Origin of the sequence: Paenirhodobacter sp. (assembly GCF_047600745.1) — a bacterium.
In the GTDB taxonomy this organism is placed as follows: Bacteria; Pseudomonadota; Alphaproteobacteria; order Rhodobacterales; family Rhodobacteraceae; genus Rhodobacter.
Window position 1 is genome coordinate 368,034 of the sequence record NZ_JASGKI010000006.1, and the last position, 23,312, is coordinate 391,345.

Consider the following 23,312-nt stretch of genomic DNA (forward strand, 5'->3'; position numbering starts at 1 on the left):
GAATTTTTCGTGCATTGCCCCGAATCCAAATCTTTCCCCTGATGGACGGATGATCATCCCGGCTCCGGATCGTTCGGGCTCGGGAATGAGCCGCGCGAGCCAGGGACAGATGCAATGCCATCATACGATAAAATTCCGATACGAATGACCGGTGCTTTGTTGACTGAGCATGTCGACTTCGAAAAGATTGAAATTCGGAATGATATCCCGGTTCCGCTGCCCGGTCGGGGCGAGGTTCTTGTCAAGGTTGCGGCGACCGGTATCAACAACACCGACACCAATACCCGGATCGGATGGTATTCGAAGAGTGTGACCCGCGCAACGTCGGATGGTGGAGTCGAAGGATATGACATCACGAATGAAAATGATGCGAGTTGGTCGGGTGTGGCTCTGATTTTTCCGCGTATCAAGGGCGCAGATTGTTGCGGCCGTATCGTAGCGGTTGGAGAAGGTGTAAATCTCGACCGTATTGGGGAACAGGTTCTCGTCCGCAATATGTTGCGTTCCTATGTCGACTATCTTCCATGGAAATGCTCTGGACTTTCGGGTCGGAATGTGACGGAGCCTTCGCGCAATATGCCAAGGCGCCTGCGCGGGGAACATACAGGATCGACTGCGATTGGAGCGATGTCGAACTGGCTTCGGTGCCCTGCGCCTATTCGACCGCAGAGGGTATGGTTCACCGGGCGCAGGTGAAAGCGGGCGAGCATGTGCTGATCACCGGAGCCTCGGGTGGGGTTGGTTCTGCAGCGATACAGCTTGCGAAACGCAGGGGTGCGCGTGTAACTGCGGCCGCGGGAAAGAACAAGGCGGAGCAGCTGAGGTCCCTCGGCGCGGAGCAGGTGATCCCGCGTGGCGATCTGTTAGCAGATCATTTCCGCTGCAATCCATTGATGTTGTTCTGGATGTGGTGGGCGGTCCCGGATTTTCCGAATTGATCCAATTGCTGAAACGCGGTGGGCACTATGCAGTGGCCGGAGCTATCGCTGGACCGATCGTGGAGCTGGATATACGCAGATTATATCTCAAGGATCTTACCATTTTGGGATGCACATTTCAGGAAGACGAGGTATTCGAGAACCTGATCTCTTACATTGAGCATGGAGAAATCCGTCCGAATGTTGCGAGTGTTTGGCCGCTGGAGCAGATTGTGGATTCCCAGAAGGAATTCCTCTCAAAGGCCACGGGGGGAAACTGGTCCTGACCATTCCCCAATAGGATGAAACTCATGTTTGAACTTGCAATCGAGAAAATCGACGTTTACCAGGTAAATTTTCCTTACTCTGGAGGGGTATATACATTATCGGGAGGGTGGGAGTATCGCAGCTTTGATACGACGATCGTGCGGATCACGGCGGACAATGGCATTGCAGGATCGGGCGAGAGCACGCCGTTTGGTTCGACCTATATCGCGTTGCATGCCTTTGGTGTCCGAGCGGGAATAGCCGAGATAGCACCTCACCTGCTGGGCTTGGATCTGCGCAGAGTGAAGCGGATCAACGAGGCCATGGATCAGGCACTTCTTGGTCATGAACATGACCAAAACGGCACTTGACGTGACGTGTTGGGGTGTTTTTGGGAATTCCGGTCTGCGATCTTCGGGGGGGCGCACCAATGCGCGGATGCCGCTCATTTCCTCGATCTATATGGGTGACTCCCAGGATATGCGCAATCGCGTTGCAGAACATCGGGCGCGCGGGTATATTGGCCATTCCGTCAAGATCGGCGACGATCTGGCGGATGACGCCGCCCGCATTTCTGCGTCTTTGGCGGACAAACGTCCGGGTGAATTCTTCATCGTGGATGCGAATGGTGGGATGAGCGTTGAAACCGCCTTGCGTATGCTGCGCTTACTGCCGCATGGTCTCGATTTCGTGCTCGAAGCTCCTTGTACGACCTGGCGTGAATGCCTTTCGCCTTGTCGTCGCACGGATGTGCTGATTATTTTCGATGAACTTTCCTTGAGCGACGCTTCGATCGTCCAGCTCATTGCCGATGACTTTGCCGAGGGGATTGGTCTGAAAATCTCAAAGAACGGAGGGTTGACGCGAGGGCGTCGTCACCGTGGTATTTGTCTGGCCGCCGGTTATACGCTCAGTGTGCAGGAGACGACCAGATCTGATATTGCCTTTGCGGCGTTCGTCCACATGGGACAAACAGTCCCGGAAAGGCAGCTCCGTTGCTTGCTGGAATGCCGAGATATAGTGTTGTTGAAGACAGCCGACGGGAACTTCCGTATAGAGGACGGACGTGTTCACGCACCGGATGCGCCAGGCCTGGGGGTGACTCCACGCCTTGATGTGCTTGGAGAGCCCGTCGTCTCGTATAGGTGGGAGTGATCCGATGCGAAATCTGATCCTGATGAACCATCATGCGTGGGAATGTGCGATCGCCTTCGATCCCTGTTCTTCACCTCGTGAAAGAGGATGTTGGAGTTCCTGTATCAGCGCGATTCTTAAAATAATTCCTTGACAGAATCGCGCCTACTGTAAAATATCGTATACGATACACGATCAGGCAGATCAAACCCGAAGCCCACCAGCCTTCGGACGACAAAACTTACTCAACAATAACAATATGATACTTGATTCTCACGACGCCAACAATAGGGAGATAAAATGCAACGGCTTCTTGCTACTACTGTTTTGGCAGCTGGCTTCTTCAGCGGCGCATGTTCGGTCAACGCTCAGGATTGCGGCACCATAACGCTCGCCCTCCACAATGTTCAGAGCGCTGAGCTTTTGACCTATGTCGACAAGATTATCCTTGAAAAGGGCTATGGTTGTAGTGTCGAGACCATCCCGGGGGATACGGTTCCCTCCACGACATCCATGATCGAGAAAGGAACGCCTGACGTTTCTTCGGAGACCTGGGTGGATCTTCTTCCTGAAATTGTTCCGCAGGGCCTGAAGGACGGGAAAATCGTTTATGGCGCGTCGGCTTTGCCGGACGGCGGAATTCAGGGATGGTGGATTCCAAAATACATCGCCGAAGCACACCCTGAAATCAAAACGGTTGAGGATGCGCTAGCGCATCCCGAACTTTTCCCTGATCCAGAAGATCCCAGCAAAGGCGTGATTTTCAATGGCTCTGAAGGATGGGGGGCGACTGTGGTGACGGCCCAGTTGTTCAAGGCCTATGATGCTGAACAAAAAGGCTTCAATCTGATGAGGCCTGGATCGGCTGCTGGTCTGGATGGCGCTATTGCCAGGGCATATGAACGGAAGGTGGGGTTCATTACATATTACTGGGCTCCGACCGCCTTGTTGGGACGGTATGAGATGGTGCTACTCGAACCCAATGCCGCACAAGATTCGGTGGAGTGGCAAAGATGCATTACCAACCTGGATTGCCCGGATCCCAAGGTAACCGCTTGGCCCGTCGATACGGTCATGACGGTCGTGACCAAAGATTTTTCCAACCGCGTCGACCCTGCGATCATGAAATATTTCAACACTCGGGGCTGGCGAAATACTACGGTGGCTTCGCTGATAGCGTGGCAGGGAGACAATCAGGCCATGGGAGAGGACACCGCAATCCATTTCCTGAAAGAGAACAAGGATATCTGGAAAGAGTGGCTGCCCGCCGATATCGCGGAAAAAGTCGAATCTGGTCTTTGAGTATAGTTGTAGCACTCTGTTCCTCCGATGCGCCGGACAAATTCTATCACAATGCACTGTTTGACAAACCATCGGGCTTGTCCGATTTCACCCAGTCGGGCGAGCTACATAAGTTTCCCCGGAATATCTACTCAGGAGAATGAATAATGGAATTCAAGCGAATGATCCATGCTATCGACACACATGCAGGAACCCCGATGCGAGTCGTCACGGGGGGCATTCCTCATATCCCGGGAAACTCGGTTTATGAAAAAATGAAATGGCTGGAAGCCAATGATGATCAGTTGCGTAAGTTGCTTCTACGCGAACCTCGGGGTTATTCGGCGCACTGCTGCAACATCCTTGTTCCGCCTTCGCATCCCGAGGCCGATGCGGGCTATGTGATTATGGAGCAGATCGAATATCCGGTTATGTCCGGTGGCAATACAATTTCGGTTGTCACTGTGCTTCTGGAAATGGGTCTGCTGCCGATGAAGGAACCTGTCACTGAACTTGTCCTTGAGGCTCCAGCAGGGTTGATACGGATACGTGCCGATTGTCATAATGGGAAGGTTACCAGTGTAACATTTCGCAACGTGCCGGCCTTCGCCGCCCATCTGGATGCCGAGATCGAGGTCCCTCATCTGGGTAAAGTCCGGGTCGACGTCGGTTGGGGTGGCATGTTCTATGCTATTGCCGATGTTAGGCAGTTTCCCGGCCTTGAACTCATTCCCCAGCATGGCCGCGAAATCTCCCGAATCTCGGCGATGATCCGGCAGGCGGCGATTGAGCAATTACCGGTCGTGCACCCTGATTACCCGGGAGTTGGTATCACCATTTCACAGCTTTCCGGACCGACAGATGACCCGAAAGCGGATTGGAAAAACGCGGTTACCATGGCTTCGGGTGATTTTTCCTGGGACAACCCGGCAACCTGGACCGGCGCCCTGGACCGCTGCCCTTGTGGCACCGGCACCTGTGCCAAGATGGCGGTGCTGCACGCCAAGGGCGAGTTGCCGCTGGACCAGAGCTTCCGCCACCAGAGCATCTTGGGCAATGTCTATACCGGGCGGCTGGTCGAGGAGACCGAGATCGCGAACCACCGCGCCGTGGTGCCGGAAATCTCGGGAACCAGTTGGATCTATGGCCTCAATACGCTTGTTCTCGATCATGATGATCCCTTTACAGAGGGCTTTACCGTCGGCGATACTTGGGCCTGATATGCAAGAGCCAAACCAACTTTCGTATTGGGGAAGGGGCCGGAGTTATAGACTTAGCCCTCCCGGGATATCTGTTATTTCTGCATTCCCATATTTCCGGAGAATGAGGGTGATGGATAACCGTCCGGTCTGACCGCCCTACCGCGGGGTGAGAGAGGCAGATAGTGTCCGCCAACGATAGTGGACACTATAGTGTTTGCGTGGCGCGTTGAACGAAGCGGCTTTGGACGGATGATGAGAAAGCGGTCGATCTGTTTCCGGCTCACCGTGCCTGGGGTTTCCGTCGCACAGGTGGCACGGCGCTACGCTGCTAACGCGAACCTGATCTTCAAGTAGCTGCGCGATCCGCAGTTCGCGCCAGACCCGGTTTCGGTGCAGTCCCCGTCGGAAGAGGCACGCTGTCTGCCTGTAGAGATTGTCGCGGAGAGCAGGCTTGCCCCGGCAGCACCTGTCGCCGAGAACCATATCGAGATCGAACTGGCTGGCGCTCACCGGATGCGTAGCAACGGCAGCTAATGACACAGAAGCATCCGTCGACCACATCGCCCACCGTTGCCCGCGCGATCCCGGCGACGATGGCGACTTCCGAGCGCAGATGTTCCGACGCGGGCAGGTTGATCCCGCCCGAGCCATGCACCATCGACATCGAATCCTCGACGGTGACGATTTGGCGCGCCCCCGCTGCGTTGCGGTCGATTTCGGTCCGGCCCAGACAGGGCAGCAGGAAGCCGACCTTGCCCGGCAGCAGATGGCCGTGGTTCAGCTTCGTCGCCACATGCACCGTCATGTCCAGCCGGTCCATCGCCCCGGCGATCAGCGCGCTGTCGGGCGTCGCGCGCGCGAAATTCCCGCCCAGCCCCATGAACACCCGCGCCGAGCCGTCCAGCATCGCCCCCATCGCCGCCAGCACGTTATGCCCATGCCCGCGCGGCAGCGGGACGCCCAGTTCGCGTTCCAGCGCGGCGATGAAGGCCTCGGGCGCCTTTTCGTTGATCCCCATCGTGCGGTCGCCCTGCACGTTGGAATGGCCCCGCACCGGGCACAGCCCCGCGCCGGGACGGCCGATATTGCCGCGCAAGAGCATCAGATTCGCGATTTCGCGGATGGTCTGGACCGAATGGCGGTGCTGCGTCACGCCCATGGCCCAGGTCGTGATCACACGATCCGCGCCCATATAGACCTCGGCCGCCGCCTCGATCTGCGTGCGGGTCAGGCCGGATTGCTCCTCGATCACCGCCCAGGGCGTGGCCGCCACCTGCGCGGCCCAGGCGTCGATGCCATCGGTATGTTCCGCGACGAAGGCATGGTCGATCACCGCGCGCCCGGCAGCTTCGGCGGCGAAGACCGCCTTCGCCATGCCGCGCCATCCTCGAAAGAGTGGCGCTCGCTGCGATCAGGTCGGGCGCGTAGCGCGATCGAGTTCCTGAAACCCGGTGCCGTTGAGCGTGACGCTCACGTCTGCGACATTGATCCAGACCGGCGACCCAGGACAGTATCAGCGCGTGTTCAGAGCCGAATGGGTCTTCGCGCATAACAGCGAGGCGTTGAAAAAGTGCGTTACGGACATGCAGGAATCCAAGCAGGATCAGCGATGCACCGTCTCCGTGCCAGCGCCGGCGCATAAAGCACCCGCCGGCTTCGTCATGCCGCCAGTGTCGCGTTGTCTATGACGAAGCGATATTTCACGTCGCCCTTCAGCATACGTTCATAGGCATCATTGATGCCCGAGGCGCTGATGAGTTCTATATCCGCCACGATGCCGTGCGCGGCACAGAAATCGAGCATCTCCTGCGTCTCTGGGATGCCCCCGATCATCGAGCCTGCAATCGAGCGGCGTTTCTTGATGAGGTTGAACACTTGGGGCGCGGTATGCGGCGAGGGCGGGACGCCGACCAGAGCCAGCGTTCCGCCCAGCTTCAGCAGAACCAGAAACGCATTGAGGTCATGGGGCGCGGCTACCGTGTTCAGGATCAGATCGAAACTCTTCTCATGGGCAGCCATTTCTTCCTGGTTGCGTGAAACGACAACTTCATCCGCCCCGAGCGCCCGGGCGGCCTCGCGTTTGGATTCCGACGTGGTGAAGGCGACGACATGCGCACCCATCGCATGGGCCAGCTTGATCCCCATATGACCAAGGCCGCCGATGCCGACCACGCCCACCTTCTTGCCCGGACCTGCCTTCCAGTGTCGAAGGGGAGAGTAGGTGGTGATGCCCGCGCAGAGCAGCGGTGCCACGGCCGCCAACTGGTCTTCGGGATGCCGGGTTCTCAGCACATATCGCTCATGCACCACGATCTTCTGTGAATAACCGCCAAGCGTATGCCCGGGCGCATCCGAGGCGGGGCCGTTATAGGTTCCTATCATCCCGTCACAGTAATTCTCAGCGCCATTCTCGCATTCGGCGTAGGTCCTGCAACTGTCCACGATGCAACCGACGCCGACGAGATCGCTCGGCCGGAAGCCCTTGACGTGTTCACCGACAGCCGAAACCCGACCGACAATCTCGTGCCCGGGCACACAGGGAAACACGGTGCCGCCCCATTCGTCGCGCGCCTGGTGCAGATCGGAATGGCAGACGCCGCAATAGGCGATGTCGATTTTGACGTCATGCGCACCGACTTCGCGGCGCGTGATATTCATGGGTTCAAGGGGGTTGGAACTGGCATGGGTGCCATAGGCTTTCACGGCCATTGGATGATCCTTGATATGACTGTGCGGGAAACGCTCATCCCCCACTGCCGAGAGGATCAAGCTGCCATCCCATGAGACGGATGGCGCAAGTTTATCTGGTCGCAGATACCAGATTGCTTTGGTGGGGTGGCGCCGCCCTGAGTGGGGCGGCGCCTCTGGCGGTCATGTCGGGCGCGCGATGCTGTCCACGGCCTCGAACTCTTCGTCCGTCAGGGTCATGCCGGCCGCCGCGACGTTCTCTTCGAGATGGGCCAGACGGCTGGTCCCCGGGATCGGCAGCATGACCGGGCTGCGCTGAAGCAGCCAGGCGATGGCGAGCTGGGCATTCGTGACGCCTTTCGCCTTGGCGATTTCCTCGTGGACAGCGCCCGGCCGTGCCAGTGTGCCGAAGGCCAGCGGCCACCACGGAATGAAGGCGATCCCTTCCTTTTCGCAGTAGTCGAGAACATCCTCGTGTTCCCGGTCGTTGAGGTTGTAGCGGTTCTGAACCGACGCGACGGGGAAGATTTTCCGCGCAGCCTCGATCTGCTCGATCGACACTTCGCTCAGCCCCGCATGTCGGATCAGGCCCTTGTCGATAAACGACTTGATGGCCTCGTATTGCACGGTTTCCGGCACGTCGGGGTCAACCCGGTGCAGGTGCCAAAGGTTGATCTGCTCCAATTTCAGGCGGCGCAGACTCATCCGCACGCATTGTTCCAGATAGGCCGGGTCGCCAACGGCTACCCACGGGTCCGTTTCCGGGTTCGGACGAACGAAACCGCCCTTGGTCGCGATCTGCGCGCCCTCATAGGGGAAGCCTTCGTAGGGTGCCAGTGCCTCGGCAATCAGGTTCTCGCTGACGTAGGGGCCATAGGCGTCGGCCGTGTCGATGAGATTCACACCGAGTTCGGGCAGACGCTTCAGCAATTGGATCGCTTCGTCGCGACGATCATTTTCACCCCACACCATCGGTCCACAGATCGGTATCCCGCCAAAGCCAAGGCGGTTGACGGTCAGGTCGCCGCCGATCCTGAATTCGCCCGATGCGCTGGCATTAACGGTCGCCGCCGCGCCGCCGCTTTGGGTCTGGGCTATGGCGGATGATGCAATGCCCATGAACGGGGCGGCCGCCAGGCCGGCACTGGCCATTGCCAGCAGCCGTCGCCGGCCCGGTTCCGGCTTGTCGCCATGCCCGGTTATTCTCTGGCCATCATTGTCCTGCTTGTGCATCTCGAAACTCCTTGATCCGGAAATACAGGACAGGCCGTCCTGCTCCGAGTTCGGGTGATCCCGTCACCATCACGTTGTCGGTGACGGACGCAGAGCAAGGTAATCTCGGGCACGGGCTCGCAACACCCGGCACACCTTCATGCTGAGCATGAAGCGGATTCATGGCGCATGAGGAGATTGTGATTTGGGTTCCGGCGGAAAATAAAATCAGCCCCGCGCGCCTCTATGCAAGTTCAATATAATTGGCATGTATTCAAGCATATGAAATATGTGCCTTCAGTGCCCTGGTGCCGAAGAATGCCGCATTTTCATGGTCACCATGATCTTGATTCATGCCTGATGGCGAGAACGCTTGGGTTCCGCCTGGTCTAAGGTGCCGTGACGAAAACAGGAGACCCACATGAAGCGAGACGAACTGGGAGACCTGGCCGTGTTCCTGGCGGTGGCTGAAGAACGGAATTTCACGCGTGCCGCCGCGCGCCTCGGTGTCTCGCAATCCGCGATCAGCCACACGATCCGGCGGGTTGAGGCATCAAGCTGCTGAACCGAACGGCGCGCAGTGTCACCACCACCGACGCGGGCGACAAACTGCTCGCTGCGTTGCGCCCCTGTTTCGGCCGGATCAATGCGAGGATCGAAGAGCTGCGCCTGCTTGGTGATGTGCCAAGCGGCCTTATTCGGATCACGACAAGCAAGACCGCAGCCAGAACCATCCTCTGGCCCGTCGTTGACAAGCTGGTGACCGACTACCCCGAGATACAGATCGAGATCAGCACGGAGACACGGTTGACGGACATCACCGAGGACCGCTTCGACGCCGGAATCCGCATGGGCGAGTTCGTCGCGCCCGACATGATCGCGGTGAAGATCGGCCCCCCGGTTCGACTGGCCGCTGTGGCGGCGCCAGGCTACTTCCGCAACCGACCGATCCCTGAACACCCGGACGATCTCGACCATCACCTGTGCCTGACCATGCGTTATGCCCCCCATGCACGGCCATATGACTGGGAATTCGAAAAGGACGGCGAGGAAATCGTCAAGAAAGTGTCGGGTCCGTTCATCTTCAACGACAGCGATATGGTGATCGAGGCGGCGAAGGAAGGGCACGGCATCTGCATGGTGACGGAACCAGACGTGATCGACAGCATCAGGGACGGCAGCCTGCGCCGGGTGCTGGCCGATTGGTGCCCGCCCTTTGATGGCTTCCATCTGTTCTATTCCGGGCGCCGGCAGGTCAGTTCCGCCATGCGGCTGCTGATCGACCGTCTGCGCTATCGGGAGTGAGGTCCGCCCCCGCGTAAGGCACGCTGACCAACCATGAATCCGGTTCATGGTTACAATGCAAATCCGGCGGATACTGAAACCCCCGGTGCTTTGCTACATATGAGTCACGCTGTTCGCTGTCCGAAACAGCCGCAAGGACTGATTTCGCGGGCAACACAACAAGACGACCCATCCCGTCAAGCTGCGGTATCGGATTGAAAAAGAGAAGCAAAATGATCCTGAATGACTCCTACATGCTGTCCAATGGCGTGGCCATCCCCAAGCTCGGCCTCGGCACCTGGATGATCGAGGATGACCGGGCCGCGCAGGTCGTGCTCGACGCGGTGGAAATCGGCTACCGGCATTTCGACACCGCCGCAGGCTACGGCAATGAGCGCGGTGTTGGCGAGGGCATCCGCAATTGCGGGATCGCCCGCGACCAGCTTTTCGTGACCACCAAGCTGGAAGCCGACTACAAGACTTATGCCGAGGCCAAAGCCGGCATCGACGGTTCGCTGAAGGTGTCCGGTCTGGACTATTTCGACCTGATGATCATCCACAGCCCGCAACCCTGGGCAAAGTTCCGCGAAGGCGAGCATTTCTTCAAGGGCAATCTGGCAGCCTGGCAAGCGCTGGAAGAGGCGCATCAGGCGGGCAAGCTGCGCGCCATCGGTGTTTCCAACTTCGAGCAGGTCGATCTGGACAACATCCTCGACCACGGCACCGTCAAGCCGGTGGTCAACCAGATCCTTACCCATATCGGCAATACGCCCTTCGAACTGATCGACTACTGCCAGAGCAAGGGGGTTCTGGTCGAAGCCTATTCGCCTATCGCGCACGGCAAGATTCTTGCCGATGGAAAGCTGGCCGATCTGGCCGCGAAGTATGGTGTCAGCGTCCCCCAGATCTGCATCCGCTATTGTCTTCAGCTTGGGCTGCTGCCACTGCCCCGAACGGCGACCCCGGCCCATATGCGCGGCAATGCCGCCGTGGATTTCGAGATTTCCGATGCCGATATGGCGGCACTGAAGGCGACCGAACACTTCACCGATTATGGCGATGCCAGTCATTTCCCGGTCTTTGGCGGGAAAATGTAAGGCGGGGACATATCCGCCGTGACCTCTATTGCGCGTCGAGAACGTGGGAACATGGAAGGGAATAGCAATGAACAAGAGAAAGTTCATGATGCTGGCCGCCACGGCTTCGATCGCCGGTATTGGTCTGGCGGGCTGCCTTTACGCCCAGGGGCAGCGTTCCGATAACGCCCATCTGCGGGTGCCGAGCGGCGAGCAGGTCGTGATGCGCATCGGAGACAAGGCTTTCACCGTCGATCTCTACGACAATCCGACGGCGGCGGACCTGTTGCCACGGTTACCGCTGACCGTGCAGGCCAGCAACTACCCGGGCTATGACGAGAAGGTCATCCGGCTGCCGATGGCGCTGTCGATGGAAGGCGCTCCGCGCGGCGACGATCCGCTGATCCCCGAAGTCGGTTACTACCATCCGGGAAAATGGATCGCGCTCTATTATGGCCCCATCGGCTACTGGTCGGGCAAGGTGCCGCTCGGCACCATCAATGCCAGCGTGGATGAACTTCGCGCCATCCCCGACAATGCGCCGGTCGCCATCGAACGGGCGGCCGACTGATCGCCCGCACACAGAAATGAGGCTGCCCGCTGACGGCCTCATCATCTGACCGACACGCCTTTCCCTTTCCTGAGACCATCCAATTTGCCAGCCGCATTTTCGGGCTCTGCGGCCGGTCTTGTTTCGGCCACGGCTATCCCGCGCTGTGGAGCCAATTTCCTCGGAGTCCGGCATAGAATGCCCTGGGAACGATCCTCCATGAATGACGACACAGCATCCGCCCCGGCATATTGGAGCGGCGACTATTCGCTGGCCCTTTGCTCTTTCGTCCTTGTCGCTGCGGAGTTCATGCCGGTCAGCCTTCTGACCCCGATTGCAGCGGACCTTGGGCTGACCGAAGGCGAAGCCGGGCAGACCGTCACGATCTGCGCGCTCGCCGCACTGATAGCCAGCCTGACGATCCGCAAAATCTCCGGGGGCACAGATCGTCGCCACGTTCTGTTGTTCCTCACGGCGATGCTGATCCTCTCCGGGCCTCTCGTCGCCTTTGCACCGAATTACAGCGTGCTGATGTTCGGGCGCATCCTCGTGGGGGTCGCGCTTGGGGGGGGCTGGTCGCTGTCGGCGGCAACATCCATGAGACTTGTTCCCCCCGCATCCGTCCCGAAGGCGTTGGCGGTGATTTCCGGCGGCACGGCTCTGGCGTCCATCATCGCCGCCCCGCTCGGCAGTTTTCTGGGCGGCCTGATCGGCTGGCGTGGGGCGTTCCTCTGCATCATTCCCATCTCGCTGGTGGCTTTTCTCTGGCAGGCGCGGGCGATTCCCCACCTCCCGCCCCGAGGCCGGATCGCACCTGTCGGCATGCTTGGGTTGCTTTGCCAGCCGCCCGTCCTCGTCGGATACCTTGCCGCTATGGTGTTCTTCGCCGGTCAGTATTCCCTGTTCACCTATCTTCGCCCCTTTCTCGAACAGGTGACGAATGCGGGCCTGAGCCTTGTGTCCTTCAGCCTCCTGGTCATCGGGATCGCGGGGTTCGTCGGAACCCTGCTTGTCGGCCGTCTGATCGGTGATCGGCTCCACCTTACGATTACCGGCCTTGCGGCAAGCATGGCCGCCGTGACCCTATGCCTTGCGCTTCTTGGCAGCGTGCCCGCACTCACCATTGCCTTGCTCGCTGTCTGGGGATTTGTCGGAACGGCAACGCAGGTGGTTTGGTGGACGTGGGTGACGCGCGCGGCGGCCGACGATGCCGAGGCCGGGGGCGGGATACTGGTTGCTGTCGCGCAGGTCGGGATTTCCGCCGGCGCAGTCATCGGCGGAATCGCCTATGACAACATCGGGCCTCTCTCTGTGCCCATAGGAAGCGGCTGCGTCCTTGTCATGGCCGCTGTCATCGCACTCATCATGGGGCGATTGGGACGGCGCGCAGTCCATGCAATCCCTTGATGGGCGCTCGCCGTCGTCCGGGCCGGGCTGCGGTTCGGCCGATTTGAGGAAAGCCCCACATGAAGCCGCAGGAGGCAACCATATGGGCAAACATGGAGTCACTCTCAATGACGGGACCATGATGCCCCGCCTTGGCTTCGGTGTCTGGCAAATCCGTGACCAGCGGGCTGAATCCATCGTAGGTAGCGCCATCACGGCCGGGTTCCGTCATATCGACACAGCACAGGCTTATGGCAACGAGGCAGGTGTCGGCCGCGCGGTGCGAAGCACCGCTGTTCCACGCGAAGAGCTGTTCGTCACCTCGAAGCTGCGAGGGCGGGACACGGGCCATGCTCCGGCGCTACGGTCATTCGATGAGAGTCTGAAGCGGCTCGGCCTCGATTATCTGGACCTCTGCCTGATCCACTGGCCGATGCCGGCCCTGGATCGCTACGTCGAGACATGGCAGGCGCTGATCGAGCTGAAGGCCACTGGTCGGGTGCGGTCAATCGGCGTGTCGAACTTCACCCCCGCCCATATCGACCGGCTGCAACGCGAAACTGGCGTGATCCCTGCGGTGAACCAGATCGAAGTCCATCCATTCTTCCAGCAGCGGGCCCTGCGTGATTATCACCATGCGAACGGCATCGTCATCGAGAGCTACAGCCCGCTTGGCGGCAGCGGCAACGGCGTTTTGCGCCATCCGACAGTTACGGCGATCGCAGCAAAGCACGGACGCACCCCGGCGCAGATCGTGCTTCGCTGGCATTTGGAACAGGGCCTTGTGCCGCTGCCCAAGACGGGAACGACCTCACGCATCCCCGAGAACCTGGCTGTGTGGGATTTCGCGCTCAATCCGGCCGACATGGAGCAACTACGCGGCCTTGACCAGCGCCACGGCAATACGCAGCCGTCACCGGATTCGATGAATTCGTCCTTCTAGGCGCGAGCTTGCGATAAATCCACTGTCGTTTGAGATAGAACCCGATGTCGCGGGTGGCAGCTTCGCTCTGCATATGCTGGACCCGCGGCCCCAGCATGGGATAGTTGCCGCTGGCGCCGGCACATTGAAGCGCCATGACCATCCGGTGACGGCTTCCCACCAGACCGACATCGGCTGCATGTGTCCGCCGATCAACATGGCTTCAGCCGGCATCCGGCCCGATCGCGATCAGCGGATGCCCGTGACCTTGCCCCAAAGAACGACGTGGCCGTGCGTCGAGAGCCGGAGCATTGAGCAGATCGGCGCGGTGGGGCCAGTCTCGGCGGCGGCGATCGCGTGCAACACCTTGTCACACCGGATACGCAGGTCGGGAGCGAGCTTCATGGGATGATAGAGATTGGAGGCACCGCTCATTGCAGCGGCGGTCGTCGCTGCATCCGCTCGGCCCGGTCGAGCATGCGGAGCGCGGTGCGCAGGGTCGGCAGGCGATCCTGCGTGGCGGTCCGGTCCAGCGTGGCGCGGATCGCGTCGACCGCCTCGGGCATAAGACCCCGACGTGCACCCTCGTTGGCTGCAAAACCATGCAGATGCTCCGGCGCAGGAACTTCCAGCCGGATCGGAGGACAACGGCTGATCTTTGGATCCGGCAGCAAGCGCCAATTGTTCGAGATCAGCACCCAGATGATCCAGCCCATGTCGAAGCGCAGGTCCAGTTCCCGGCACTCAGCGGTTCGAGCAGCGGCAGCAGGGCGGCGGTCAGATCGAACGATCGCCCCTTGTCCGACTGCGCGATCCCGGCCTTCTCCACCTCGTCGGCCACGACGACCGGGTTCGCGACGCGCTCGGTCAGGGTCAGGTTCACCAGCCGTCCCGGCGCGGCATTACCCCGACCGCGCTGGCTGCCGGCCAGACCAAACGACGCATTCTCGGTGGTCGCATCATAGACCATGCCAGGGGCGCCGATCAGCGTTCCAAGCCGCCGGGCCCAATGGCCCTTGCCGATCCCGGGCGGGCCGTCGAGCAGGATCGGCGGCAGCCGCAACCCGGCATCGCCGCGCTGAACCAAGCGGCGCATCCCATGCCACGCCGTTTCGGTTGCCGGCCCCATCCAGAGGAACTCCGCATGCAGCGTCGCGGCCAGCTCATCGGCCCGGTGTTCGTTCGGGATGCCGATCAGCTCGACCCCACCGCGCAGAGGCGTGATCCGCTTCCGGTCCACGGTCTTCAGCCGCGACAGCGGCGACTTCTCGGTCCGGCGCTCGACAATCCTTGTTGCGCGCTGGCGCAACCGCAAGGTCTTTGCATAGGGCATGCTCTCCAGCAGGGCGTTAAGCCCGGCCTCATCAATGGTGTCATCGGCGTTCAGGGGCGGCTTCATGCCGATCTTTGGCGCGATCAGACCGGCAAGGTGGAGCCGCAAGCGACGTTCGATCACCTCGGCGGACAGGTTCGGGTTCGGGAAAGGGAACAGGGCGAAGGGAATGCGGGTCATGGGGAGACTCCGGGCATGAGAGGGCCGTCGGTCGGGAAACGCCCGCCCGCGGAAGAGGGTTGTGGTGAGGGCTGTCAGCCGTCGGGGAAAATCAGGCCGCGCAGCAGAAGTTCGGCCTCGCCGCCCTCGGGCAACGCGTCGGGATGGCCGGGTGGAACCGGGGCCTCGTCCGCGATGACGAGCGGAGCGCCGAGCCGATACCATCGGTTGCGCGTCCTGGCCCGGCCCGCCTGTGCATCAATGCCGAAGAGCTGCGAGGTGACGATATCGGTGTTGGACTGGTTCGGATGCCCGGTGACTCTGCCGGTCAGGACGATACGACCGATGAACCCCCGCATCGCGAGCCAGCGGTCGAGATGCGGGACATCGGCCAGATCTTCAGCGGAGGGTCGACCTCGGCCAGGGCAAGGATGGAACGGCGGAGGGCGAACTCATCGCGCAGATGTTCGGGCGGCATGGCGGGTTTCCGAGTGGATATGCAGTGCCGGTCCGGAAAGCGGGGCTTTCCGGGCGGGGACTGCAAGGGTGGCGAATTCCGGAAGGGGGCCGCGGCGGGGCCGGGGGATGTCCGTACGATGCGGAAAGGGGCCGGGGCCGTCAAGGCGGGCGGGCCGGAAGCGCCGATGACGATGCGGCGGGACTGCCCGGTTTCGCCGTTCTGGGCGATTCAGGATAACGCCATGAACTATAAATATATTCAGCGGGTGAGGCGGAGAGTGGGCGATAACTGCCTTGCAAGTAACCGCCGAAAACCCGGAAAATGGCTCTCAACAGGCTGTCGTTTCACATCCCGTCTTTCTCCCCCTCGCGTGGAAGATGAAACCAAGGAAGTTCAACAGCACCTGCGCCGCCAGGATCGCGGTCGAGCCGGTCTGGTCGTAATCCGGCGCCACCTCTACCAGGTCGATCCCCACCACCTCGTGTCGGCGGGCCAGCGCTTGCAGCATCTCCAGCACCTCGTAATAGAGGAAACCACCGTGCGAGGGCGTTCCCGTCCCCGGCGCGATCGAGGGGCAGAAGCCGTCGATGTCCAGCGTCACATAGACCCGCGCCCCCTGCGGAATGCGTTCGATCACCGCTTTCGGGCCAAGCGCCCGCGCCTGCCGCACCGACAGGATGTCCGAGCCCATCGCCCGCGCGGCCTCGTAACCGTCCTTCGTGGTCGAGCTGACGTTGCGGATGCCGACCTGTGTCAGCCCCGTCACATAGGGCTTTTCCGCCGCACGGCGCAGCGGGCTGCCATGTCCGGTGCGGACGCCGTGGCGTTCGTCCACGAAATCCAGATGTGCGTCGATCTGTAGGATGTGGATGTCGCCCCGGCCCTCGAACGCCTCGATGCAGGGGATATTGACCGAATGGTCGCCCCCGATCACCACGGGGAATGCGCGGGCATCCAGGATCGCCTGCACGCCCGCGCGGATATTGGCATGGCTTCTTGCCGTGTCGGTGTGGATGATGTCGGCATCGCCGATATCGACGATGCGGATGTCGCTGCCCAGATAGGTGCAGTCGTCCTCGTGATCATAGGCGCCGGCATGGCCGAAGCTGAACAGGGTCGAGGCCTCGCGCACTGCGCGCGGCCCGAAGCGGGCGCCCGCGCGGAACTGGGTGCCGAAGTCGAAGGGCGCGCCCAGCACGGCGACATCGGCCTCGATCCGCGACCAGTCCGCCACATAGGGCCGCTTGCCGAAGGTCGAGATGCCCACGAAGGGCAGGTTCAGCCGAACGGTGTGATGGCCGGGCGAGGAAGGCGTGTCGGACATGGTTCTGGTTCCCTGATAACGCCGCGATCCGGGCCGTCGCGGCTGAAGGCAACTATGCGGCGCTGTAATTTTCGATAAACTGAAATCATGCGATCTTTACTTTCGGTTCAGCGAAGCAAGCCATGCGGATCAGTGACTATACCCTGCGCAACCTGCGCAGCTTCTGTGCCATGGTCGAACATGGCGGCCCCAGCGGCGCGCAGGCCGTGCTTGGGGCCAGCCTGTCGGCGATCTCGACCCATCTGAAGGACCTGGAACTCAGCCTGGGCTTCACGCTCTGCCAGCGGGGCCGGGGCGGCTTTGCCCTGACCGACAAGGGTGAAGCCGTCTATCGCGAGGCGAAGAAGATGCTAGGCGGGATCGAGCAATGCGAGGCCAACCTGGGCACGCTGCGCAAGGTGCGGACGGGCCATCTGCGCATCGGCATCGTGGACAGCGAGGCCGACAATCCCGACCTGCCCGTTCATCGCGCCATCCGCCGCTTCTTCGGGCGCGAGCAAGAGGTGCGCCTGACCCTGGAAATCGGCACGACGCAGGCACTCAGCAAGGCGTTACAGACCGGCGAGGTCCATGTCGCCATCGGTCCCTTTCCGAACCGACAGCCGAACGTCGAATATACCCCGGTCTATACCGAGGAACACGCGCTTTATTGCGGGTGCCTGCATCCGCTTTATGCCCGCGCCGAAGGGGTCGTGACGCTGGAGGAGCTTTCCCTCTATCCGATCACCGCGCGTCCCTATCTTCAGCGTGCCGAACTCGCCGCCTTGCACGATCCGAATGTCGTGGCGTCGGTGTCGAACATGGAGGCGCAGGCGATCCTGATCCGAAGCGGCCGCTTCCTGGGTTTTCTGCCACTGCATTTCGCCAATACCTGGGTTCGGCGCGGCGAAATGCGACAGATTACCGGGCTGGGGCTGGAATGGCTGTCCCAATTCCATATCGCGCTGCGCATCCAGCCGGAACCGCTGGAGATCGCGCGGCTCTTCGCCGCCGATCTGGCGGCGGAACTCGCGCGGGCCTGATTGCCCGGCTGCCGTCCGCTGCCAGGCCCTGCTGTTGCACCAGAGCGGAGAACAGTCGCGTTGGGGGCATCTCGACATCTACCCTCGCAGGGGGGCCGCAACCTTTACAGCGGTAAGAAGGGCTTGTCGCCTGTGGAAGCCGATCCGGCACATTGGTCAGGCCGGATGCGCGACCGGCCTAGGTTTGCGATCCGCGCGGTGGCTGGCCCATGACCTTTTGCCAATAGTCGTCGGCCCGCTTCTCGAATGTCGCGGCGTCGCGGGCATCGCTTTGGTAAACCGTGCCGGGCGGGAGGGGAGAGTATTCCTGTTCGACCCAACCGCGCGGATCGTCATGCGGCAGGCGATAGCCAGTATGGCCAAGCGCCTCGGCGCCCTTATAATGTGCATCGCGCAGGTGCAGCGGCACCGGGGCGGGCGGGGTCGAGGCCACCAGGTGCAGCGCCGCCATGATGCCCCGGCAGGCCGAGGCCGATTTCGGCGCGCGGGCCACATGCAGCGCGGCATGAGCCAGCACGATCTGCGCCTCGGGGTAGCCGATCTTTTCCACCGCCTGCGCCGCCGCCACCGCCGTTTGCAATGCGGTGTTGTCGGCCAGCCCGACATCCTCGGACGCATGGATCATGATCCGCCGGGCGATGAAGCGCGGATCCTCGCCGCCATGGATCAGCCGGGCCAGCCAGTAGAGCGTGGCATCCGGGTCGGACCCCCGCATCGACTTGATGAAGGCGGAAACGACATCGTAATGCGCATCGCCCGCGCGGTCGTGGTTGATGGGCGCCGCTGCATAGGCTTCCTCGATCATCGCCTGCGTGACCGGACCCTGATGCCCAAGCGCCAGGCTTTCCAGCGTGGTCAGCGCGCGCCGCGCATCGCCGCCGGATCGGCCCGCGACAAGGCGGACCTGTTCGGGCGTCATCTCGACCCCCGGCAGATGGTCCAGCCCGCGCCGCACCACCTTTTCCATGTCTTCGATCGACAGCGGCTCCAGCTTCAGAATGGTCGAGCGCGAGACCAGCGCGGGCGTCAGGACGTGATAGGGGTTGCCGGTGGTCGCGCCGATGAAATCCGCCGTGCCGTCCTCGCAGATCGCCAGAAGGTCGTCGGTCTGGGTGGCCGAGAACCGCTGCACCTCATCGACGAAGATCAGCAGCGGGTTCATCCGTGCCTCGTCCGCCAGGCGGCGGATGTCGGCAACGCCGGCGCGGGTGGCGTTCAGCGGGCGGAAGCCCTTGCCCAGCATGTTGCCCACCGCCCGCGCGATCGAGGTCTTGCCGATCCCCGGCGGACCATACAGGATCACGCTGCCAAGCGCCCCCGCCCCAATCCGCCGCCGCAGGATCGAGCCGGGGGCGGTCAGCGCATCCTGCCCGATAACATCGTCCAGCGTGGCGGGACGCAGCGCCGCCGCCAGCGGCATCCGGCCCTTGTGCGGGGCGGCGTCGAAAAGATCGCTCATGCGGGACCCGTGATGTGCGTGTTTTGTTCCGGATAGCAGGAAGGCCCGGCGCTGGCAATGAAGCTTGCCCCGTATCGGCTTCGAGAGCGCGTGTAATGGCGTTTTTGGTTGGGCACAGAAAATCTCGCTGGGAAGATACATGCCTTGCCGATGCCCGAAAGGACCGGCCAACCAGGACCGTTCAGGCGCTTTCGCAGGCAGATTGGAGTTCCAATGTCCCTGAAGGGTGGAGGTCGAGCCCGGCCGCACCTGGCGGCAGCTAACATGTGGTGCTGCCTTGAGATTTCGGGCTGAACGGAGGCTTCTGCCGGTTGGATGGAACCCGGAATGCCGCCCCGGCACCTTTCGTGTGCCCGGCGCGGCCAGCATCAGCAGCACCGCCAGCATGACCAGCGGGGCGATCCCCTTCAGTGTCAGGATCGGTAGCGCGCCCAGATCGGTCCACCAGACGAGGCTGTAGGCGCCAAGGAAGCTGCCGATGCAGAAGAAGGGCAGGGCCAGCAGGCCGACCGGGTTGCCGCTGCCTGCGTTGACCAGCACCACCTGCATCGCGGCGCCAAAGACGAAGGCCCCGCCCACCATCGCCCAGCCGATAGGTGCCTGCGCACCCGCGATTTCTCCGGGACGCGCAGCCAGCAGCGGACAGGCCACCAGCGAGACCAGCGCGATGGCCAAGGGATCGCGGCGCAGGATCATCGCCCGTCAGGGCCCGGCAAAGCCGAAGCGCAAGCCTTCCAGCACGATCCATTCGGCCGACGCCCAATGGCCGGTATTGCAGAAGGCCACGACCGCCTTCCTTGCCGATGCCCAGCTTCGCCGCCGAAGGCGCGTTCATCACCGGAGGCGGGTTGCTGAACCAGACCGCGTGCGAGACGTTCCCGGCCCCGGGCAGGGTGCCGGGCTTCGTGCCGCCGCGTGGGATTGCTGGCCCTGACAGTAGGCTTCGGGGCGCAAATTGATCATCCGCGCCTGTTTCTGGCCGCCGACATCCTCGGTCGTGGCCAGCCAGCGGTTCGAGAAGCTGATCTCGACCTCGGATGGCTGCGGCTGGTTCGCCCGGGTTTTCAGCGGCAGCCCCTCGGCCGCCCGGGCGTTCGTACCGCTGTTCAGGATCGCCAGATGGCTGACGCCCGAGGGTTTCAGCGCTTAATAGACCCGCGCACCGGGGTTTTCGGCCGGGCCGCGGAACAGGGCACTGGAGGCCGGGATCGCGCCGACGACATGGCCCGGGGCAAAGGATGTCCGGAACCAGCGGCGCATCGGGGCCGGATGCGGCCTTTGTGATGACCTTGCAGACGTTCGCGGCGGTGATCTTCGGGCCGATGCTGGCGAACGCAATCGCGCGTGATCTGTCCGCGCTGAGAGCGGCGGAGATCCCTCGCCCGGACCCGATATGAGGCGGCAGGCCTTTGCATTGACCCGCCCCCTTGGCGCGATGGAACCGGGCGGCTACAATGAACCTACCCTGTATCGCCAGCCAGTCGGCCAGCCATCCCGACGCTGAGGAGGCGATTTTGGTCGATCACGTCATCACCCCCCGCGCACAGCCGATTGACGAGACCGTCGGCGCGCCGTTTGACGCGCGTCAGGCGGCGCGCGATCTGCTGCGTACCTCGCGGATGGCGGCGCTTGCAACGCTCGACACGACCAGCGGCTATCCTTATGGCACAATGACCAATCTTTCGGTCGAACCGCAGGGGATGCCGGTATTCTACGCCGCGGGGCTGTCGCTTCACGCCCGCAATATTCTGGCCGAGCCTCGTATCTCGCTGACGCTGGCGCAGGTCAGCGGGCTGGACGTCCTGAACGAGCGGCGGTTGACGCTGGTCGGGCGGGCGCTGCCGATGGAGGGCGCGGATCTGGCCGCTGCCCGTGCCCGCTATCGCCGCCGCTTTCCCAAAGCCGCGACCTATACCGCGCTGAAGGATGCGCGCTTCTTCCGGGTCGAGGTCGAGGGGCTGCATCTGAACGGTGGGCCCGCGCGCAATACCGATGCGCTGAGGCCGGACGATCTGCGCATCGACCTGACCGGGGCCGAGGATCTGATGCGCCACGAAGAGGAGGAAATCGCCCGGATCAATGCCGACAAACGCCTCATCGGGCCGCTGTCCGAACGCGCGGGCGGGGTGCGGGGGCGCTGGAAGGTCACGACTATCGACCCGGAGGGGCTGGATCTGGCGGGGGAGGCGGCGGTTGCCCGGATCTGGCTGCCGCAGCGGATCACCAGCCGCGCCGGACTTCATGCCTGGATCGCCTCGGTCGGCGGGCCGACGCGGGTTTGATCGCCCGCACCGGCCGACGGATAAAAATGTAACAGACATATGCCTTTTTTCACACCGGCGGTTGTGGCCCGGGGCCGGGCTGCGTAATAGTGCAACCGCTGCGTGCCGCAGCGCACGACGATCCGAGACAGCTGCCGGGACTCCGGGCGATCGAGGGGAATGTCGCATTTCTCAAAATCGACGAGGAGACAGAGATGTCACGCGACACGGGCGCATTCCTGCGCCTTGCCCGGCTGATGCTGACCACCGCCCTGGTGACCGCCCTGCCGGTTCCCGTGCTGGCCCAGACGGCCGGCCCCGATACGGAAAAGACGCCGACGGTTCTTGATACGATCGTGCTGGGCGCAGGCGCGCCCGGGTTTGGCGTGCAGGGCGATGGTGTTTATGAGACCCCCGCCGCCGTCAGTTCAACCGATGCCGCGCAGATCCAGACCCGCAGCGGCGGCAATCCGCAAGGCGCGCTGCGGATGATGCCCGGCGTCTTCACCCGGCAGCAGTCGAACCAGCCGGGCATCGAGGTCAACATCCGCGGCATGAGCGGCTACGGCCGGGTCAACGCGATGATCGACGGCGTGCCGCAGACCTTCCGCAATGTCGCGGGGCACGAAGGCTCGGGCGGCGCGATGCTCTATGTCCAGCCCGACCTGCTTTCGGGCATCGACGTGGTGCGCGGCGCCGTTTCCGGCGCGGCGGGCAGCGGCACATTGGCGGGGGCGGCGAACCTGCGCACCATCGACATCGGCGATGTCGTCGCCGAAGGCCGCAAGACGGGCGTGCTGACCCGGGTGAAATTCGGCGACAACGGCTTTCACCGCTCCGGCATGATCGCGATGGGACAGCGGTTCGGCGGGCTTTGGGGCGGCGCGGGCGAGGTCAACTACATCATCGGCACGGCCTATACCGTGCAGGGCGAATACAAGGGCGGCGACAGGACCGAGATCCCGGGCGGCGCCTATGGCCGGGCGTCGGCCAGTTCGCCAAGCGGCTCGCTCGCCAAGATCGAGATCCGGCCGAACGCGGCGCATGAATTCTCGCTCGGCTGGCGCGACTACGACAACACCTTCCAGAACTCCTCCTACGCCTGGAACGTCCGGAACAGGACATGGACCGCAGGCTATAGATACGATCCGGGCAGCCGCTGGATCAACCTCGACGTGGAAGCCTATTACAACGACACCAACCTGCGCTATCTGAACCCCTTCGGCAGCTATGCCGGGCGGCGCACCGAGGACGAAACCACCGGGATCAACATCACCAACCGCGCCCGGATCGACTGGCAGGGCCATCCGCTCAACCTGCAATATGGCCTGAGCTGGAGCTAGAATGACTTTCAGACCCATTACGCGCGCGGCGG

At 62.1% G+C, this 23,312-nt stretch carries 26 protein-coding genes and 1 pseudogene; 19 read left to right on the top strand and 8 right to left on the bottom strand.

Features of this window, described 5'->3' with window-relative positions; all coding sequences use genetic code 11:
• The first annotated feature begins 144 nt into the window (after positions 1-144).
• From QM789_RS21100 to QM789_RS21130, 7 genes are all read left to right on the top strand, one after another.
• On the top strand, positions 145-696 hold the full coding sequence (locus tag QM789_RS21100) for an alcohol dehydrogenase catalytic domain-containing protein (protein ID WP_420353973.1): 552 nt from the start codon (positions 145-147) through the stop codon (positions 694-696).
• Complete coding sequence (locus tag QM789_RS21105) at positions 675-938, top strand: zinc-binding dehydrogenase (protein ID WP_420353787.1); 264 nt, start codon at positions 675-677, stop codon at positions 936-938. The genes QM789_RS21100 and QM789_RS21105 overlap by 22 nt, the downstream gene beginning before the upstream one ends.
• Positions 935-1,204 (top strand): hypothetical protein, encoded by a 270-nt coding sequence (locus QM789_RS21110; protein ID WP_420353788.1) that lies wholly within the window; start codon positions 935-937, stop codon positions 1,202-1,204. Before QM789_RS21105 ends, QM789_RS21110 begins: the two co-directional genes overlap by 4 nt.
• A 24-nt stretch (positions 1,205-1,228) precedes the next feature.
• Positions 1,229-1,555, top strand: a complete 327-nt coding sequence (locus tag QM789_RS21115; RefSeq protein ID WP_420353789.1) for a hypothetical protein — start codon at positions 1,229-1,231, stop codon at positions 1,553-1,555.
• On the top strand, positions 1,536-2,339 hold the full coding sequence (locus tag QM789_RS21120) for an enolase C-terminal domain-like protein (RefSeq protein ID WP_420353790.1): 804 nt from the start codon (positions 1,536-1,538) through the stop codon (positions 2,337-2,339). The genes QM789_RS21115 and QM789_RS21120 overlap by 20 nt, the downstream gene beginning before the upstream one ends.
• Positions 2,340-2,618: 279 nt before the next feature.
• Complete coding sequence (locus QM789_RS21125; protein WP_420353791.1) at positions 2,619-3,620, top strand: glycine betaine ABC transporter substrate-binding protein; 1,002 nt, start codon at positions 2,619-2,621, stop codon at positions 3,618-3,620.
• Positions 3,621-3,766: 146 nt separating this feature from the next.
• On the top strand, positions 3,767-4,819 hold the full coding sequence (locus tag QM789_RS21130) for a proline racemase family protein (RefSeq protein ID WP_420353792.1): 1,053 nt from the start codon (positions 3,767-3,769) through the stop codon (positions 4,817-4,819).
• A gap of 328 nt (positions 4,820-5,147) precedes the next feature.
• Here QM789_RS21130 and QM789_RS21135 read toward each other — a convergent pair whose 3' ends face one another.
• Complete coding sequence (locus QM789_RS21135; protein ID WP_420353793.1) at positions 5,148-6,176, bottom strand: hypothetical protein; 1,029 nt, start codon at positions 6,174-6,176, stop codon at positions 5,148-5,150.
• A gap of 88 nt (positions 6,177-6,264) precedes the next feature.
• On the opposite strand from QM789_RS21135, the gene QM789_RS21140 reads away from it, so the two are divergent.
• Complete coding sequence (locus tag QM789_RS21140; protein WP_420353974.1) at positions 6,265-6,489, top strand: DUF6118 family protein; 225 nt, start codon at positions 6,265-6,267, stop codon at positions 6,487-6,489.
• On the opposite strand, the gene QM789_RS21145 is transcribed toward QM789_RS21140, so the two are convergent.
• Complete coding sequence (locus tag QM789_RS21145) at positions 6,461-7,570, bottom strand: NAD(P)-dependent alcohol dehydrogenase (protein WP_420353794.1); 1,110 nt, start codon at positions 7,568-7,570, stop codon at positions 6,461-6,463. The two genes, QM789_RS21140 and QM789_RS21145, sit on opposite strands and share 29 nt — an antisense overlap.
• A 102-nt stretch (positions 7,571-7,672) precedes the next feature.
• Complete coding sequence (locus QM789_RS21150) at positions 7,673-8,722, bottom strand: aldo/keto reductase (protein ID WP_420353795.1); 1,050 nt, start codon at positions 8,720-8,722, stop codon at positions 7,673-7,675.
• 400 nt (positions 8,723-9,122) lie between these two features.
• Between QM789_RS21150 and QM789_RS21155 the strand changes: the two genes are divergently transcribed.
• From QM789_RS21155 to QM789_RS21180, 6 genes are all read left to right on the top strand, one after another.
• Positions 9,123-9,266, top strand: a complete 144-nt coding sequence (locus tag QM789_RS21155; protein WP_420353796.1) for a helix-turn-helix domain-containing protein — start codon at positions 9,123-9,125, stop codon at positions 9,264-9,266.
• A 56-nt stretch (positions 9,267-9,322) separates the two neighbouring features.
• Positions 9,323-10,006 carry a LysR substrate-binding domain-containing protein gene (locus tag QM789_RS21160; RefSeq protein WP_420353797.1) on the top strand — a complete coding sequence of 228 codons (684 nt, stop codon included), beginning with the start codon at positions 9,323-9,325 and terminating at the stop codon, positions 10,004-10,006.
• A 212-nt stretch (positions 10,007-10,218) separates the two neighbouring features.
• Positions 10,219-11,082, top strand: coding sequence for an aldo/keto reductase (locus QM789_RS21165; RefSeq protein WP_420353798.1), 864 nt, complete (start codon positions 10,219-10,221; stop codon positions 11,080-11,082).
• Between the two features lie 85 nt (positions 11,083-11,167).
• Positions 11,168-11,632, top strand: a complete 465-nt coding sequence (locus tag QM789_RS21170; RefSeq protein WP_420353799.1) for a cyclophilin-like fold protein — start codon at positions 11,168-11,170, stop codon at positions 11,630-11,632.
• A gap of 198 nt (positions 11,633-11,830) precedes the next feature.
• A complete protein-coding gene (locus tag QM789_RS21175) occupies positions 11,831-13,018 on the top strand; it encodes an MFS transporter (RefSeq protein ID WP_420353800.1) in 1,188 nt (395 codons plus the stop codon).
• Positions 13,019-13,136: 118 nt separating this feature from the next.
• Positions 13,137-13,940, top strand: coding sequence for an aldo/keto reductase (locus tag QM789_RS21180; RefSeq protein ID WP_420353801.1), 804 nt, complete (start codon positions 13,137-13,139; stop codon positions 13,938-13,940).
• 410 nt (positions 13,941-14,350) lie between these two features.
• Here the strand turns inward: QM789_RS21180 and QM789_RS21185 are convergent, their stop codons facing one another.
• From QM789_RS21185 to speB, 4 genes and pseudogenes are all read right to left on the bottom strand, one after another.
• Entirely contained in the window at positions 14,351-14,635 is a 285-nt protein-coding gene (locus tag QM789_RS21185; protein ID WP_420353802.1) for a hypothetical protein, read from the bottom strand.
• Positions 14,611-15,432: an AAA family ATPase gene (locus QM789_RS21190; RefSeq protein ID WP_420353803.1), complete on the bottom strand. Its 822-nt coding sequence runs from the start codon at positions 15,430-15,432 to the stop codon at positions 14,611-14,613. The genes QM789_RS21185 and QM789_RS21190 overlap by 25 nt, the downstream gene beginning before the upstream one ends.
• A gap of 74 nt (positions 15,433-15,506) precedes the next feature.
• Positions 15,507-15,812: pseudogene (locus QM789_RS21195) on the bottom strand (DUF6634 family protein); the annotation flags it as partial.
• Positions 15,813-16,199: 387 nt separating this feature from the next.
• The gene (gene speB / locus QM789_RS21200) at positions 16,200-17,195 is read right to left on the bottom strand and encodes an agmatinase (protein ID WP_420353804.1); all 996 of its coding nucleotides are present in this window, start codon (positions 17,193-17,195) and stop codon (positions 16,200-16,202) included.
• Positions 17,196-17,317: 122 nt separating this feature from the next.
• Here speB and QM789_RS21205 point away from each other — a divergent pair, with 122 nt between their 5' ends.
• Positions 17,318-18,217, top strand: a complete 900-nt coding sequence (locus QM789_RS21205; RefSeq protein ID WP_420353805.1) for a LysR family transcriptional regulator — start codon at positions 17,318-17,320, stop codon at positions 18,215-18,217.
• 178 nt (positions 18,218-18,395) lie between these two features.
• Here QM789_RS21205 and QM789_RS21210 read toward each other — a convergent pair whose 3' ends face one another.
• Positions 18,396-20,372, bottom strand: coding sequence for an AAA family ATPase (locus tag QM789_RS21210; RefSeq protein ID WP_420353806.1), 1,977 nt, complete (start codon positions 20,370-20,372; stop codon positions 18,396-18,398).
• 259 nt (positions 20,373-20,631) lie between these two features.
• On the opposite strand from QM789_RS21210, the gene QM789_RS21215 reads away from it, so the two are divergent.
• The 4 genes from QM789_RS21215 to QM789_RS21230 all read left to right on the top strand — a co-directional run bounded on the left by QM789_RS21215 (position 20,632) and on the right by QM789_RS21230 (position 23,280).
• A complete protein-coding gene (locus QM789_RS21215; RefSeq protein WP_420353807.1) occupies positions 20,632-20,826 on the top strand; it encodes a hypothetical protein in 195 nt (64 codons plus the stop codon).
• 88 nt (positions 20,827-20,914) lie between these two features.
• On the top strand, positions 20,915-21,073 hold the full coding sequence (locus tag QM789_RS21220) for a hypothetical protein (RefSeq protein WP_420353808.1): 159 nt from the start codon (positions 20,915-20,917) through the stop codon (positions 21,071-21,073).
• Between the two features lie 57 nt (positions 21,074-21,130).
• Complete coding sequence (locus QM789_RS21225; protein WP_420353809.1) at positions 21,131-21,958, top strand: HugZ family protein; 828 nt, start codon at positions 21,131-21,133, stop codon at positions 21,956-21,958.
• Between the two features lie 194 nt (positions 21,959-22,152).
• On the top strand, positions 22,153-23,280 hold the full coding sequence (locus tag QM789_RS21230; RefSeq protein WP_420353810.1) for a TonB-dependent receptor plug domain-containing protein: 1,128 nt from the start codon (positions 22,153-22,155) through the stop codon (positions 23,278-23,280).
• The last annotated feature ends 32 nt before the right edge of the window (positions 23,281-23,312 follow it).